This is a genomic window from Streptomyces sp. NBC_00986, from assembly GCF_045162565.1.
GTDB lineage: Bacteria > Actinomycetota > Actinomycetes > Streptomycetales > Streptomycetaceae > Streptomyces.
This window is the reverse complement of the sequence record NZ_CP108733.1, coordinates 8,065,587-8,080,144: the sequence shown is the minus strand read 5'-3', so window position 1 is coordinate 8,080,144 and position 14,558 is coordinate 8,065,587. Positions and strand designations below refer to the sequence as shown.

The following is a 14,558-nucleotide window of genomic DNA, read 5'->3' as shown; positions in this document are numbered from 1 at the left end:
ACTGTCACACTTCCGCGCCCCACCTCCCTCCCGCCGAGCATCCTCACTTCCCTGACAGGGCACCGGCGAGTTCCCCCACGACCGCGAGGTCATGACAGTCACCCGCGGGACCACCCCGGCACCACCACATCAGACGCCCGCTCCAGCCCTCGTCGTCCCAGTCCCAGTCAGCCGGCGTCCCCTCGGGGCGAGGATGCGTACCGAGCCTGTGGACCGGACAGACCGGCCACGCCAGCCAAAGCCGGTCGGCCATCGTCTCCTGCGCCGCGTCCACGACGGGGCCGAGGTCGTCAGGGGCGTCGTCGTCCGGTTCCTGGAGACCGTTGTGGTGCCAGGAGCCGTCGGACACGGCGACGTAGACCTGCTCCTCCCAGACCATCAGCCTGAGTGGCGGCTGGTCGGGCAGGGTTGCCGCGAAGTCGCGGTTGACCGTGTCGAGGGCGGCCTCAAGTCGCGGGTACCGGCCGGAGACCGCTTGTCCGAGTTGCCGGGTTACCGAGTGCTGACGGGCTGAGCCGCCTTCCAGGCACGGTAGTGGCGGGTCGGCGCATCGGTGAACGAGATGTGGCACGGGGTCCAGCCCAGAAGGCGGCGGGCCTTGGCGCTGGTGACCAACTCGTCCTGATCTGCGGCCAGTTGCATCATGCCGCCCGCCTCCGCGCTCTCCAGGGTGATCTCGCCGGTGTGGCCCGCGGCGCGTACGGCGGTGCGCTGCATGTCCAGGGCGGTGAGGCGCTGGTCGTCGGCGATGACGAAGGTCTCCCCGCCGACAGCGGCCGGGTTGTCGAGGATGCGGACGTAGGCGTCGGCGAGGTCGTCGACGTGCACCCAGCTCCAGCGCTTGGCGGGGTCGCCGTAGAAGACGGGGTTGCCCGCCTCGGCGGCGGCGAACCACTGGGCGGTCATGGACGTGGTCGCGGGACCGCCGTACATGAACCCCGGGCGGACCACGGTGTGAGCGAGGCCGGACGCACCCAACTCCCGTTCCAGCGCGAAGCGGAAGCCGATCGGGCTCTCGGGGTCGCCGGGGGTGTTCTCGTCCATGAGGGGCAGGCCGGTGCGGCCGTAGGAGGAGATGCCGGTGGTGTAGACGAGGTGGCGGCTGCGGCCGTCGCGCTCCTGGGCGGCGAGCAGTTCGGCGAACAGGCGCCGGTCGCCGCCGATCGGGTCGCTCATGTCCATCAACAGGTGGACGACCGCGTCAGTGCCGTCGAGGTGGTCACGCCAGCTCTCCGGCTTGCCGAAGTCGCCCTCGACCGGGGTGACTTCGTCCGCGGCGAGCGCGTGGGCCGCGGACGCGGAGGTGTCGCGGGCCAGGCCCAGGACGGTGTGCCCGGCACGGGCAAGGGCGGCCGAGACACGACGGCCGGCGTAGCCGGTGGCGCCGATGACGAGGATCTGCATGAGAAGTACTCCATGTGCTGTGTCGTGCCGCACGTCGGGCGGCGGGGTCAACTGATGGGTTCGGGTGGGGAGTTCAAGGGGGGGGTGGAGAAAAGGCGGGCGAGGCGGTCCGGCGTCCGGGCCGGGCTGCCGGCCGCAAAGGTGCGCGCGACCCCGGGGAACGATGTCGTGCCGCCCGTCAAACGGCGGGCCCAACAGGCGGGCTCGGGTGACGAGTTCAGGTAACGGGATCAGGTGGCTGGGGGTCGCGGTGAAGGACCGAGCCAGACGGCCCACCGTCCAGGCCGGACTGTCGGCCGCGAAAGTGCGCATCCCCGGGAACGGAGTCGTCGTGGACGTCAGGCCGCCAGGTCAAGTGACGGGTTCAGGCGGCCGGAGTGGTCGTGAAGAAGCGGGCCAGCCGGTCCGCCGTCCAGGCCGGGTTGTCCGCCGCGAACGTGTGCGCGGCGCCCGGGACCGTGTCGTAGGAGACGTCGGTCGCGGCTTCGCGGGCTCCGGTCAGCAACACGTCCTGGGGCAGGCCGTGTTCGCCGTTCAGGACGAGGACGGGCATGGTCAGGCGGTCGCCGGAGCCGGCCGACTTCCCGTCCTCGACGAGCGTGGCGTAGTGCTCGAAGCCGCCGCGCATCGCGTCCGGGCGGGTGTAGGCGCGCAGCAGGTCGGCGCGCTCGGTGTCGGCGATGCCGCCGCCGGTCATCATCGACCAGAAGCCGGAGAGGTACTGCTCCTCCTTGCCGGCCGTGAGCATCGCGGCCAGCTCGGTCTGGGCGTGGAAGCCGAAGTGCCAGGAGCCGCCGGTCGCGGGGTTCATGTGCTCCTCCAGTCCGTAGCCGGGCAGGAACGCCTCGCTGAGCACCAGCCGGGCCACGTCCTCGGGGTGGGTCTGGGCCCAGGCGTGCGCGGTCATCGTGCCGACGTCGGTGCCGACCACGAAGGCCCGGTCGTGACCCAGGTGCCGGAGAAGGCCGTGCAGGTCCTCGGCCTCCTCGCGCTTCGTCCAGCGGCCCGGTGGGATCTCTGAGTCGCCGGACCCTCGCAGGTCAGGCGCGATGACTGTAAAGCCGTGCGCCGCGAGCAGGGGCAGCAGCGCCCGCCACTCGATCCAGCTGAACGGCCAGCCGTGGAGGAGGACCACGGCGGGGCCGGATCCGCCGACCACGTAGTGGAGTTGGATGCCGTCGACGCCGTCGACGCCGTCGCCTACATCGGCTACGGCGTGCTCGAATCCGGCCGGTGCGGGTGCTCCGGGATGCATGCGATCACCTCATGTTTAATTAGTTAAGCAACCATTGCACCCACTTGCTTAACTAGTCAAATACAGTGGTCGCATGGAGCCCACCGCCACCGACCCCACTCCCCCCGTCGACCCCCTGGCCTCCGACGAGCTGCTGCTCTGGCAGAGCCTGGGCCGCCTCGTCCACTCCCTGCCGCGCACCCTGGAGCAGGACATGGCCCGCACCGGCGTGACCATGACCGAGTTCGCGGTCCTGCTGCTGCTCAGCGAGGCACCCGACCGCCGTATGCGCATGTCCGCGCTCGCGGCCGCGTCCGGCGTCACCGCGCCGCGCGTCACGCGCATCATCGACGGGCTCTCCCGTCACGACCTGGTGCGCAAGGAACGTCACGGCCAGGACGCGCGCGGCAGCGAGGCCGTCCTCACCGATGCCGGGCTGCGCGCCATGCACGCCGCCCAGCCCGCCCACCTCGCCAGCGCCCGGCGCCGGGTCCTCGACCACATCCCGGCCGACCTCCTGCCGGCCATCGCGGCGACCCTCGCCGAACTCGCCGAGCTCACAGAGGGCGGGCGCCGCCGGCAGTCGCCGTAACCCAGCCGGCTCCAGCCCCTGTACCGCCACCGCCACCGGCTCCAGCCCCCGCGCCCCCACCGGCCGAAGCCCCCACAACCCACCGGCCCCAGCCCGCACAACCCCACCGACCGCAGCCGCCGCAACCCACCTGTCCCGCAATGAACTTGACGGCCCGTCACTTTGCCGTTCGCACAGCCGGCCGACAGCTTCCGCTTCTACGGTGCCGTGTCCATGACAGACTCATCCTCACACGGCACAGCCGGAGTCACCCCCACCCCGATCGGGCGTCGCACCGTCCTGATCGCCACCGGCACCACGGCCGCCGTACTGGCCGTCGGGGCCGCCGCTCCCCACACCCCCACCACAGCCACCGCCGCCGACTCAACTCCCGTAGCCGCGGCGGCAGTCTGCACTCTCACCAAGGAGATGACCGAAGGCCCCTACTACCTCGACGGCGCCCTCGTCCGCGCCGACGTCACCGAAGGCAAGGCCGGTATTCCGCTCAAACTCGCCCTCACCGTCGTGAACGACAGCACCTGCGCCGTCATCCCCAGCGCGCTCGTCGAGATCTGGCACTGCGACGCGCTCGGCGAGTACTCCGGCTACGTCGGCAACAACGGCCACAGCGAACCGGACGACCGCACCTTCCTGCGCGGTGGTGTCCTCACCAACTCCGCCGGGCTCGCCAACATCACGACGATCTACCCGGGTTGGTACCGCGGGCGCTGCGTGCACATCCACGTGAAGGTGCACACCGGCGTCACGCTCACCTCGGACGGCTCGTTCACCGGCGGCCAGGAACTCCACACGGGCCAGCTCTTCATCGACGAGACCATCACCACGGCCGTCGCCAAGATCTCCCCGTACTCGACCAACACGGTCACCCGCACGACCCTCGCACAGGACTCGGTCTACGACGACGGAGGCGCCGCGTCCGGCCTCATGACCCTTACGGCGCTGGGCAGTTCGACCTCGTCCGGCTACACGGGCACGCTCACACTCGGCGTCCAGCAGAGCTGAGCCCGCCCAGCCGAAGGGGTGGCCCGCGGTGCGACACGGGCCACCCCTTCCTCAGGTCACCTCACAGCACCGCACGTCAGGAGCCCGGGCAGTGCTCCCACGCCATGTGGTAGATGGTGCTGATGTCGCCGTCCGTCGAGTCCATCGTCATGAAGCTGACCGCGCCGGGCGCCGAGGTGCCGGCGCTGACCCGCAGCTCCGTGTTGATGTTGAAGTTGCGCTGAACTCCGCAGGGCGCCCAGACCAGTTGGGCCACGTCCGTGCTGTCGTTCGCCTGCCAGTTGTCGTCGTAGGGACCGTTGAACGGATGGTTCTTGCTCGTGGTGTTCGACGAGCCCTGGAAGTAGTACGAGGCCTTCTGCGCACCGCTCGCGCCGCGCTGGAGCGAGGCGAAGCCCCGGTAGTCGGCGCTCGCGATGGCGTAGGTGAAGCCCGACGGGACGTGGACGACCAGGTTGAGCTGGCAGTTCTTGCGGAACGCCGTGGGGTCGGAGTTGCCGCCGACCTGGGCGAGGTAGGCGCTATAGGTCACCGTGAAGGCGGTGTTGTCCTCGGAGACGGCGACCGCCGTCGTGCCCTGCGGGCAGCCCGAGCCGTTCACCGTGGCGACGTTGATGACGATCTTGTCCGGGGGCGGGTCGTCGAACACGGGTGAGGACGCGTGCTGCATGGGCAGCGCGGTGGTGAGAAGAGCGGCGACGGCGCCGCTCAGGAGGAGCCCACCAGGCATGGTTTCTCCTTGGGGTTGGGGGGTGGCTGCGCCCCAAGTCTTTGAAGAACCAATGAAGTTCCTGTGAAGACCGACGGCGCGCTCGCATCGTAGGAAGCCGCACACGAAACGGTCAGGGCGAACTCAGGCCATTCACAGACGCGTCTTTCACACTCTCTCCACAGTGTGTGAACTCTGTTGAAATAAGCGGCCGTTGACCGTTCCGTCCCCAGGCCCTTCACAGCCGCACATCAAGGAATCCTTCAGGTACGGCCCTAACTTCCTTGCCATGACGGGAAATGAAGAGAACGACCGGCAACTCGACCAACGGCCCGCCCGGCACCGCCGGGACAAGGGCCTCCAGCGCCGCCGCGTGCTGATCGGCGGCGGCACCGTCGCCCTGGCGGGCGGTCTCGCGGCGGCCGGCCTCGCCTCGGCCGACACCCCCACGACCACCACCGACGCGTCGACCTCCACCGAGACGTCGACGACCACGGTGACCACCGACGCCTCCGCGTCGGCCACGAGCGGCGTCTGCACCCTCACCGCCGAGGTCACCGAGGGTCCGTACTCGCTCGACGGCGCCCTGGTCCGCGAGGACATCAGAGAGGAGAAGGAGGGCGTCGAGGTCCAGTACACCTTCACCGTCGTCGACCAGGACAACGACTGCGCGCCGCTCGCCGACGCCCTCGTGGAGCTCTGGCACTGCGACGCGCTCGGCGAGTACTCCGGGTTCGTCGGCAAGAACGGCCACACCGAGGACGACGACGGCACGTTCCTGCGCGGCGGCGTCCTCACCGACTCCGACGGCGAGGCGAAGCTCATATCCATCTGGCCGGGGCACTACGTCTCCCGCGCCGTCCACGTCCATATGCGGGTGCACACGGACGTGACGATCGCCGACGGCACGTACACCGGCGGCACGCTCGTCCACACCGGCCAGCTCTTCTTCGACGCCGACCTCAACGAGGAAGTGCAGGCCACCTCCCCGTACTCGGACAACACCACCGCCGAGACATCCCTCGGCGACGACACGATCTACGACGACGGAGGCGCCGCGTCCGGTCTGCTCACGCTGACCGCGCTCGGCTCCGACGTGTCCGACGGCTGCACGGCGACCCTGACCGTGGGCGTGAGCACGAGTTGACCAGGAGGCGGATGACCAGGACGCACTGATCGGGGATCGCCGATCACACCCCGAGCGGCTGCCGTCCTTCGGCGGACTCGGACTCGGTCCGCGTCTCCAGCGCCCTCTCCCGGCGATGGGCGCGGACCGAGTACGCCAGGGCGGCAGCCCACATCCCGTACAGCACGACGTACACCGGAGTGCTCACCGCACCCGACGCACCGATCCAGTCGCTCCTCAGCAGCGTACGGACGTTGGTCACGACGATGATCCCGCCGACGGCGGAACCCAGCACCCGCGGCGGAACCAGCCGCACCAGCCAGGCGGCGACCGGCGCGGCGACAACTCCCCCGAGCAGAAAGGCGATCACCCAGGTCCACTTGAGCCCCTGGGACCCGAGCGAGAACAGGAAGCCGAGACTCGCGGCCACCGCCACCAGGAACTCGCTCGTGTCGATCGACCCGATGACCTTGCGCGGCTCCATCCGTCCGCTGGCCAGCAGCGCGGGCGTGCCGACGGGCCCCCAGCCACCCCCGCCGGTCGCGTCCAGGAACCCGGCGACCAGCCCGAGCGGCGCCAGGAACCGCTTCCGCAACGGCTTGCCGAGCTGCCCCTTCGGCAGCCCCTTGAAGGTGAACCGGGACATGACGTACACGCCGAGTCCGAAGAGGATCAACGACATCACCGGCTCGGCGACCTCGGTGGAGAGCTTCGACAGCACGGTGGCCCCGAGGAACGACCCGATCGCGCCGGGGACCCCGATCCTCACGACAACCCTCCAGTCCACGTTCCCGAACCGCCAGTGCGAGGCGCCGGACATCAGCGTCGTACCGATCTCGGACAGGTGGACGGTGGCGGACGCGGCGGCCGGGTTCGTCCCCATGGCCAGCAGCAGCGTCGTGGACGTGACCCCGTAGGCCATGCCGAGGCTGCCGTCCACGAGCTGGGCCCCGAGGCCCGCGAGGGCGAGCAGTATCAGCGTGCGCATGGGAGGCGACGCTAGGCGGCCAATCTGAGCGGAGCCTGAGACCCGGATGAGGACGACTCACAAGGTCAGGCCCCCTACGCGAGCAGCAGCGGTTCCACGACCTTCGCGAGCTGCGTCCGCGTCACCGCTCCCATCCGGGTCGCCGCCACCTTCCCGGCTCGGTCGACGACGATCGTGAACGGCATCACCTGTGTGTTCACCAGACCGCGCGGCAGCCGCAGGGCCTGCTTCCCCGAGGGATCGTGCAGGGACGGGTAGGCCAGGTGGAAGCTCTTCTGGAAGGCGAGACCGGCGGCGCGGCTGTTGTCGTTGTCGAGCCCCAGGACGCGCAGTCCACGGTCGCCCCACGTCTCCTGGATCAACTTCAGCTGGGGCGCCTCCGCCCGGCAGGGCCCGCACCAGGACGCCCAGGCGTTGATCAGGACGACCTTCCCCCGGTAGTCCGACAGCCGGATCGCGTCCCCGTCCAAGGAGGTCCCGGCCAGATCCGCCACGGCGGGACGCTTCCCCTCCTCGAAGGTCCGGGTGAGCGGATCGCCGGGGCTGGCGTGGCTGATCGTCTCCGGGGACGAGCAGCCCGCGAGGATCACGCAGGAAGCGGCAACAGCCGCGTACGCGCGTCGAGTTGTCATCATCATCGTCATCGCGGTCATTCTCCTCACCGCGCTGCGACGACAGGACTACGGGGCTACGGGTTCTCCCAGGCCGCCGGCTCCGCGGCCAGTGCCCGTACCGGTTCCGGCAGTGCGTCTGCCGCGATGTCCGCGAGGGTGACGCCCTCCAGGATCTTGCGGACGTTGGCGCGCAGGGCGATCCAGAGAGGGAGGAGGGGTTCGGCGGTGCCGGTGTAGGCGAGGCCGGTGGGGCGTTCGCCGCGGACCGAGACGATCGGGCCGTCGACCGCGCGTATGACGTCGGCGACGGTGATCTCGGTGGCCGCGCGGGCCAGCCGGTAGCCGCCGCCCCCGCCGCGCCGGCTGTCGACGATCCCGGCGCGCCGGAGGTCGCCGAGAATTCCCTCCAGGAATTTGTGCGGGATGTCCTGCGCGGTGGCGATGGTCTCGGCCTTCACCGGACCGTCCGCCGCAGGGCCGTCGTCACCCCGTACGGCGAGCTCCAGTACCGCCCGTACCGCGTAATCCGCCCGTGCCGAGATCCTCATGCGTCCATTGTGGTCCGTTCTGGCGTAGAGAATGGCCCCGCACGACGGCCTCCTGGGACGACCACGGAAAATGGCTTCGCACGTGCCGCCGACGGACCGGACCCGGGAGGAGCTTCCAGTGGAGCTGAGCAGGCGTACCTTCAGCACCCTCGCGGGCACGGCCGCGCTCGGATTCGCGCTGGGGGGTGGCAGCGGCGGCAGCGGTGACGCGTACGCCGCGCATGTCGTACCGACCGGCCCGGCCCCCGCGCCACCGGCCGCGGACGGGCAGTCGCACACGATCGGGTACGACCGCTACTCCCTGATCGTCGACGGAAAACGCCTGGTCCTGTGGTCGGGCGAGATGCACCCCTTCCGGCTGCCGAGCCCGTCCCTGTGGCGTGACGTCCTGCAGAAGATGCGCGCCTTCGGCTACAACGCCGTCAGCATCTACGTCTCGTGGAACTACCACTCCCCCGCCCAGGGCAGCTACGACTTCACGGGCGTCCGGGACCTCGACCTGTTCCTGCGCATGGCCGCCGAGACCGGCCTGTACGTCATCCTGCGCCCGGGCCCGTACATCAACGCCGAGATCGACGCGGGCGGTTTCCCCGGCTGGCTCATCGCCACGAAGGGCACGGCCCGCACCGCCGACCCGACCTATCTCTCGCACGTCGACGAGTGGCTCACCCAGGTCGACTCCATCGTCTCCAAGCACCTGTTCACCCAGGGCACGGGCACGGTCCTGCTCTACCAGATCGAGAACGAGTACGACGGCCAGCTCACCCACGCGTCCGGCGGCGACTACATGTCCCACCTGTACAAGAAGGTGCGCGCCGACGGCATCGACGTCCCCCTGTTCCACAACGACAAGGGGCGCAACGGGTATTGGACCCCCGGGTCGTTCGACACCGGCGGGGACAAAGGTGGTTGGCTGTACGGCTTCGACGGGTATCCCTCGCCGTCCCAACTGCCGCCGGACTGGGGGCACTACGGGATCGGCGGGGCCAAGGGCGGGGCCACCGCCAGCCCCAAGACCCCTGGTTTCGTGCCGGAGTTCGGCGGGGGCTGGTTCGATCCGTGGGGCGGGTCCTGGTTCGACGGCAAGGGGTACGCGGAGTCACGCCGGACGCGTGACGCGGCGTACGAGCGGCGTTTCTATCTCACCAACCTCGCCAACGGACTCACCCTGCACAGCGTCTACATGACGTTCGGCGGCACCTCGTGGGGCTGGCTGCCCGCGCCGGTCGTCTACACGTCGTACGACTACGGCGCCGCCTTCGACGAGGGCCGCAACGCGACCGCGAAGCTCGTGCCGATGCACCAACTCGGCCATCTGCTGCGGACCGTGCCCGACTTCGCCAAGCTGGACCGCGCGGCGGACGTCAAGGCGGACGGCCTGAAGGTCTACCACCTCACCAACGCCGACACCGGCGCGCACGTCTACGTCCTGCGCAACGACGGTACGGCGGCGGTCACTTCGACGCTGCCGACCACGACCGACGACATCGAGGTCACCGTCCCTGCCCAGGACGCCCGACTCCTCCTCACCCAACTTGCCCTCGGCGGCCGTAAGTTGAGGTACTCGACGGTCACGCCGATGATGTCCCTCACCACCGGCCGGCAGGACATCGCCGTGTTCGCAGGGACGCGCGGCGAGATGGCCCACGTCGTCGTCGAGTGCCCGGAGGAACCGGTGGTGACCCGGCTCGACGCGCAGGCCGCCTGGGTCTGGGACCGCGGCCTCCTGCACGTCACCGTCCCGCTCGGCATCGGCGGCCTGACCCGCGTCCTGGTCCAGGGCGGCGGCGTCGACAACTCCCTCCTGCTCGTCTTCGCCGACGAGGCCGGCTCCGTACGCCTGTGGCCGTACGAGACCGGTTCGGGCACCGCGCTGGTCTACGGCCCGGCGCTGCTCCGCGAGGCCACGGTCAGCGGGACGACCGCCCACCTCACCGGCGACACCATCGGCGAGACCGGCCTGGAGGTGTGGGGCCCGCGCGGCATCACCGACGTCACCTGGAACGGCCGGGCCGTGCCCTCGACCGTCACCAACGCGGGCAGCCTGCGCTCGAACCCGGACGCGCTGCTGCCCGGGGTGCCCGCGGTACCGCTCCCCGCACTCGACGGCTGGCGGCGCAAGGTCGAGAACCAGGAGGCCGCGGTCGCCTTCGACGACTCCAAGTGGGCGACGGCGGACCGGACTTCGACGTTCAGTACGACGGCCGTCCCCTCCGGGCAGCCGCTGCTCTTCGCGGACGACTACGGCTTCCACTACGGGGACGTCTGGTACCGGGGGCGGTTCACGACCGGCACCACCGACGCCCTGGAGTCGGTGACCCTCGCCTACAGCACGGGTACCCAGGGGCTGCTGATGGCCTGGCTCGACGGCGAACCGCTCGGCACCCACCGGATGCCGGTGCCGACGAACAGCAGTGTGCGGCAGGGCAGTTGGGCGGCGAAGGCGACGCTCGCGATCCCCGAGAAGCAGCGCGCGGCCGGTTCGCATGTCCTGTCCGTGCTGGTGCGGCGGATGCAGCACGACCAGGACGGCAAGGCCCTCGACACGCACAAGGTAGCGCGCGGTCTGACGGCGGCGACCTTCAAGGGCGCCTCCCCGAAGGTGAGTTGGCGGCTCCAGGGTGAGACGACACCCGATCCGGTGCGAGGGCCGCAGAACAACGGCGGGCTGTACGGCGAGCGGGAGGGCTGGCACCTGCCGGGGTACGCGGACGCCGGCTGGGAGGCGGTGACACTCCCCCGCGCCGACAAGCGGCAGGGCGTGGCCTGGTACCGGACCAGCTTCAAGCTCGCCGTGGACACCGGCATCGACGCCTCGATCGGCCTCGTCCTCGACGACGACCCGACGCGCGCCTACCGGGTCCAGATCTTCCTCAACGGCTGGAACATGGGCCAGTACATCAACGACGTGGGCCCGCAGCACACCTTCGTCCTGCCGAACGGGATCCTCCGCACCCGGGGCACCAACACACTCGCCCTGGCCGTCCTGTCCGACGGCACCACTCCGGCGGGCCCGAAGGACGTACGGCTGACGCTGTTGGGGAGTGCGGCCGGAGGAGTACCGGTTTCGCCGGTGGACTCCCCCGGCCGGTAGTTCTTCACGGGACCGGTTTTGGGGATCTACGCGAGCCTGATCATGTTCCAGGACAGCGGCTCCAGTACGGCGGTCAGGATGCCGTCCTGGAGGGTGGTGCCCTCGACCTCGTGCGGGGCCACCCGCTCCGGGTCGGCCAGGGTGTTGCGGGCGTCCGGGTCCGCGTCCGCGAGGGCGCTGTGCTCGACGACCGACGTCAGGTCGAGGCCGTTCAGGCCGACTTCGAGCGGGAGCGACTCGGTGCGGCTGCGGTTGACGGCGAACACCGTGACCGAGCCGTCCTCGCCGCGCACCGCGGTGGCGTGCAGCAGGTCGGCCTCGCCGTACTTCCGCGTCTCGTGCTTCGGGGAGTCGACGCGGACGTCGAGGACCTGGCCGCGGCCGTGCTTCGAGGCCTGCGCGAAGGGGAAGAACGTCGTCTGGCGCCAGGCCGGGCCGCCCGGCTCGGTCATGATCGGCGCGATGACGTTGACGAGCTGGGCGAGGCACGCGACGGTGACGCGGTCGGCGTGCCGGAGCAGGGCGATCATGAGCGAGCCGAAGACCACCGCGTCCATGACGCTGTAGTTGTCCTCCAGCAGACGCGGCGCCTCCGGCCAGTCGGCCGGGTCGGCGTTCTTCGTCTGCTCCTCCCAGTCCGACGTGTACCAGACGTTCCACTCGTCGAAGGAGAGGTTGATCCTCTTCTTCGACTTGAGGCGGGCGCCCACGTGGTCGGCGGTCGCGACCACGTTCTCGATGAAGGACTCCATGTCGACGGCCGAGGCGATGAAGGAGTCGAGGTCGCCGTCGGTCGGCTGGTAGTAGGCGTGCAGCGAGATGTAGTCGACCAGGTCGTACGTCTCCTGGAGGACCGTCGACTCCCACTCGGCGAAGGTCGGCATGGCCTGGGAGGAGGAGCCGCAGGCGACGAGTTCGACACCGGCGTCGATCTGGCGCATCGCGCGGGCCGTCTCGGCGGCGATCCTGCCGTACTCCTCGGCGGTCTTGTGGCCCGTCTGCCAGGGGCCGTCCATCTCGTTGCCGAGACACCAGACGTTGATGCCGAAGGGGTCCTTGTCGCCGTGGGCGATCCGCTGCTCGGAGAGGGTGGTGCCGGAGGGGTGGTTGGCGTACTCCTGGAGTTCGAGGGCCTCTGCCACGCCCCGGGTGCCGAGGTTGATCGCCATCATCGGTTCCGCCTGCGGGCCGAGCTTCTTCAGGAACGCGATGTACTCGGAGAGGCCGAAGCGGTTGGACTCCGTCGAGCGCCAGGCCAGGTCGAGGCGGCGGGGACGGGTCTCCGCGGGGCCCACCGAGTCCTCCCACTTGTAGCCGGAGACGAAGTTGCCGCCGGGGTAGCGGATGGTGGTCACGCCCAGTTCGCGGACCAGGTCCAGGACGTCCTGGCGGAGGCCTTGCTCGTCCGCGGTGGGGTGGTCGGGTTCGAAGATGCCGGTGTAGACGCAGCGGCCGAGGTGTTCTACGAACGAGCCGAAGAGGCGGGGGTTGACTTCGCCGACGGTGAAGGCGGGGTCGAGGGTGAAGCGGGCGGTGCGCATGCGGGCCTTTCGGGGTTGAGTTTCGTCTGCGGGTGCGTCGTGGCTGGTCGCGCAGTTCCCCGCGCCCCTAAAGACAAAAGCCTTGGCCAGCCGGTACTGCCCAGTACTGCCTGTTCGAAATATCGTATATCGGCCGCATTCTCGAACGTGACCGTAAAATCTTGCCGCCTCCGCGTCAATGGGTTGGCCACTCTGCACTGTGCATTCTCGGGGGCGATTTCCGGACACAGCGGTCGTTCCCGGTCCCACAACGGCCACCGGATGACATGACGTTGGCAGTTGTGGGCGCGTAACCTCGGACCGGCTTGTGCAGCGGACGGCGGGAGGGGGGCGCGTACGACGTGGTGACGACCTTCCTCGGCGAGCTGTACACGTCCTTCGTGTGGGTCCCCACGGTGGTCCTCGGTGCCGCCCTCGCGCTGAAGCTGCCGGCGATCATCCGGCTGTGGCGGGACCCGCTGCTGCGGGCGGTCGGCGGGCTGCTGCTGTTCGCCTGCGCGCTGTTCGTGTCCGTGACGCCGTCGGTCATCGGCTGGATCAACCGGGTCACCGGTGTGCCCAACTTCGCGGCGCCGTGGGCGTATTCGCTGCTCACCGCGTTCAGCGGAGCCGGGTTACTGCTCATCGTGGCCTGGCGCAACGGGCTGTCCGACCGTTCGAACGCGACCCGGCGCGCCAGACGGTGGGTGATCTCCGTCTACTCGGGCGTGATCGTGGCGCTGTGGGTGCTGTTCGCCCTCGCCGACGTGCCGGTGGAGCGGGTGCGGGACCTGGACACGTACTACGCCGACACGCCCTTCATGCGTGAGGAGATCCTGCTCTATCTGCTCGCGCACACCGTGGCCGTGGTGATCACCGTGCGGCTCATCTGGAACTGGGTCCGCGCGGACGGCCTGCACGGCTGGCTGCGCTGGGGACTGACGTTCCTGGGCGCCGGTTACGCGCTGAGCCTGGTCTTCGATCTCGCCAAACTCACGGCGGTGACGGCCCGTTGGACCGGGCACGATCTCGACGCGCTCAGCACGGACGTCGCCCCGTGCGCGGCCTGTCTCGCCGCCGTCCTGACCGCCGTCGGTTTCATCCTGCCGCACACCGGCCAGTACCTGCACGGCCGCCTGCGGGTACGCCTCGCCCATCACCAACTCCGGCCGCTCTACGTCCTGATGCGCTCCGTCGACGGCGACGGCGTCCCCTTCCTGCTGTGCGCGGCACCCGAACTGCGCCTGATCCGGCGGGAGACGTACATCCGCGACGTCCTCCTGCCCCTCGCCCGCCACCTCGACGAGGACCTCCGCACCCGCGCCCACCTCGCCGCCCTCCGCCTCGGCTGGACACCGGCCCGGGCGAAGGCCCTCGCTGCGGCGGTGGCGATCCTGGACGCCATCGACTCCGGCCAGGACGATCCCAGCGGCCATCCCGACACCGCCGACCTCCTCCAGGAGATCGGGCCCGTCTCCCGCGCCCTGCGCCACCGCGACGCGATCGACGCGGTGCGGGTGGCGGTGCGGGGCGGGAGAACGAGGGCCGGCGCGGCGGAGACCGTGGGTGTCGTTCAGGCCAATTCCGCGGCTCGGGCCAACTCCGGGACGGGACCGGCAAGTTCGGCCGACCCGGTCCGCCGTACTCCCCCCGTCCATCCCGCGGAAGCGCCCCGCTTCCTGCTGCCGCGGCGACGGTGAGGTGGCTGAGTCGGCGTATGTCCTGGC

General features: G+C 70.0%; 13 protein-coding genes. 5 read left to right on the top strand and 8 right to left on the bottom strand.

Features of this window, described 5'->3' with window-relative positions:
• Positions 1–43 precede the first annotated feature (43 nt).
• From OG504_RS36155 to OG504_RS36145, 3 genes are all read right to left on the bottom strand, one after another.
• Positions 44–379: a hypothetical protein gene (locus OG504_RS36155; protein WP_405993556.1), complete on the bottom strand. Its 336-nt coding sequence runs from the start codon at positions 377–379 to the stop codon at positions 44–46.
• Positions 380–492: 113 nt separating this feature from the next.
• Positions 493–1,404, bottom strand: coding sequence for an NAD-dependent epimerase/dehydratase family protein (locus OG504_RS36150; RefSeq protein WP_405993555.1), 912 nt, complete (start codon positions 1,402–1,404; stop codon positions 493–495).
• 364 nt (positions 1,405–1,768) lie between these two features.
• Entirely contained in the window at positions 1,769–2,659 is an 891-nt protein-coding gene (locus tag OG504_RS36145; protein WP_405993554.1) for an alpha/beta fold hydrolase, read from the bottom strand.
• A 73-nt stretch (positions 2,660–2,732) separates the two neighbouring features.
• Here OG504_RS36145 and OG504_RS36140 point away from each other — a divergent pair, with 73 nt between their 5' ends.
• Positions 2,733–3,230 carry a MarR family winged helix-turn-helix transcriptional regulator gene (locus tag OG504_RS36140; RefSeq protein WP_405993553.1) on the top strand — a complete coding sequence of 166 codons (498 nt, stop codon included), beginning with the start codon at positions 2,733–2,735 and terminating at the stop codon, positions 3,228–3,230.
• Positions 3,231–3,443: 213 nt separating this feature from the next.
• Positions 3,444–4,232, top strand: a complete 789-nt coding sequence (locus tag OG504_RS36135; RefSeq protein ID WP_405993552.1) for an intradiol ring-cleavage dioxygenase — start codon at positions 3,444–3,446, stop codon at positions 4,230–4,232.
• Between the two features lie 76 nt (positions 4,233–4,308).
• On the opposite strand, the gene OG504_RS36130 is transcribed toward OG504_RS36135, so the two are convergent.
• Positions 4,309–4,962, bottom strand: coding sequence for a DUF4360 domain-containing protein (locus tag OG504_RS36130; RefSeq protein ID WP_405993551.1), 654 nt, complete (start codon positions 4,960–4,962; stop codon positions 4,309–4,311).
• A gap of 268 nt (positions 4,963–5,230) precedes the next feature.
• On the opposite strand from OG504_RS36130, the gene OG504_RS36125 reads away from it, so the two are divergent.
• Entirely contained in the window at positions 5,231–6,088 is an 858-nt protein-coding gene (locus OG504_RS36125) for an intradiol ring-cleavage dioxygenase (RefSeq protein ID WP_405993550.1), read from the top strand.
• A gap of 43 nt (positions 6,089–6,131) precedes the next feature.
• Here OG504_RS36125 and OG504_RS36120 read toward each other — a convergent pair whose 3' ends face one another.
• From OG504_RS36120 to OG504_RS36110, 3 genes are all read right to left on the bottom strand, one after another.
• Positions 6,132–7,055, bottom strand: a complete 924-nt coding sequence (locus OG504_RS36120) for a sulfite exporter TauE/SafE family protein (RefSeq protein ID WP_405993549.1) — start codon at positions 7,053–7,055, stop codon at positions 6,132–6,134.
• A gap of 74 nt (positions 7,056–7,129) precedes the next feature.
• Entirely contained in the window at positions 7,130–7,699 is a 570-nt protein-coding gene (locus OG504_RS36115) for a TlpA family protein disulfide reductase (RefSeq protein WP_405993548.1), read from the bottom strand.
• A 44-nt stretch (positions 7,700–7,743) separates the two neighbouring features.
• Positions 7,744–8,217 carry an RrF2 family transcriptional regulator gene (locus tag OG504_RS36110; RefSeq protein ID WP_405993547.1) on the bottom strand — a complete coding sequence of 158 codons (474 nt, stop codon included), beginning with the start codon at positions 8,215–8,217 and terminating at the stop codon, positions 7,744–7,746.
• Positions 8,218–8,335: 118 nt separating this feature from the next.
• Here OG504_RS36110 and OG504_RS36105 point away from each other — a divergent pair, with 118 nt between their 5' ends.
• Positions 8,336–11,311: a glycoside hydrolase family 35 protein gene (locus tag OG504_RS36105; protein ID WP_405993546.1), complete on the top strand. Its 2,976-nt coding sequence runs from the start codon at positions 8,336–8,338 to the stop codon at positions 11,309–11,311.
• A gap of 26 nt (positions 11,312–11,337) precedes the next feature.
• Here OG504_RS36105 and OG504_RS36100 read toward each other — a convergent pair whose 3' ends face one another.
• Positions 11,338–12,852, bottom strand: coding sequence for an alpha-N-arabinofuranosidase (locus OG504_RS36100; RefSeq protein WP_405993545.1), 1,515 nt, complete (start codon positions 12,850–12,852; stop codon positions 11,338–11,340).
• A 341-nt stretch (positions 12,853–13,193) separates the two neighbouring features.
• Here OG504_RS36100 and OG504_RS36095 point away from each other — a divergent pair, with 341 nt between their 5' ends.
• Positions 13,194–14,531, top strand: a complete 1,338-nt coding sequence (locus OG504_RS36095) for a DUF6545 domain-containing protein (protein WP_405993544.1) — start codon at positions 13,194–13,196, stop codon at positions 14,529–14,531.
• Positions 14,532–14,558 lie beyond the last annotated feature (27 nt).

What these genes read in the sequence shown, in the direction of transcription:
- OG504_RS36155 (WP_405993556.1), bottom strand. Translation starts at nt 379, where the DNA reads ATGGTCTGGGAGGAGCAGGTCTACGTCGCCGTGTCCGACGGCTCCTGG.
- OG504_RS36150 (WP_405993555.1), bottom strand. Translation starts at nt 1,404, where the DNA reads ATGCAGATCCTCGTCATCGGCGCCACCGGCTACGCCGGCCGTCGTGTC.
- OG504_RS36145 (WP_405993554.1), bottom strand. Translation starts at nt 2,659, where the DNA reads ATGCATCCCGGAGCACCCGCACCGGCCGGATTCGAGCACGCCGTAGCC.
- OG504_RS36140 (WP_405993553.1), top strand. Translation starts at nt 2,733, where the DNA reads ATGGAGCCCACCGCCACCGACCCCACTCCCCCCGTCGACCCCCTGGCC.
- OG504_RS36135 (WP_405993552.1), top strand. Translation starts at nt 3,444, where the DNA reads ATGACAGACTCATCCTCACACGGCACAGCCGGAGTCACCCCCACCCCG.
- OG504_RS36130 (WP_405993551.1), bottom strand. Translation starts at nt 4,962, where the DNA reads ATGCCTGGTGGGCTCCTCCTGAGCGGCGCCGTCGCCGCTCTTCTCACC.
- OG504_RS36125 (WP_405993550.1), top strand. Translation starts at nt 5,231, where the DNA reads ATGACGGGAAATGAAGAGAACGACCGGCAACTCGACCAACGGCCCGCC.
- OG504_RS36120 (WP_405993549.1), bottom strand. Translation starts at nt 7,055, where the DNA reads ATGCGCACGCTGATACTGCTCGCCCTCGCGGGCCTCGGGGCCCAGCTC.
- OG504_RS36115 (WP_405993548.1), bottom strand. Translation starts at nt 7,699, where the DNA reads ATGACGATGATGATGACAACTCGACGCGCGTACGCGGCTGTTGCCGCT.
- OG504_RS36110 (WP_405993547.1), bottom strand. Translation starts at nt 8,217, where the DNA reads ATGAGGATCTCGGCACGGGCGGATTACGCGGTACGGGCGGTACTGGAG.
- OG504_RS36100 (WP_405993545.1), bottom strand. Translation starts at nt 12,852, where the DNA reads ATGCGCACCGCCCGCTTCACCCTCGACCCCGCCTTCACCGTCGGCGAA.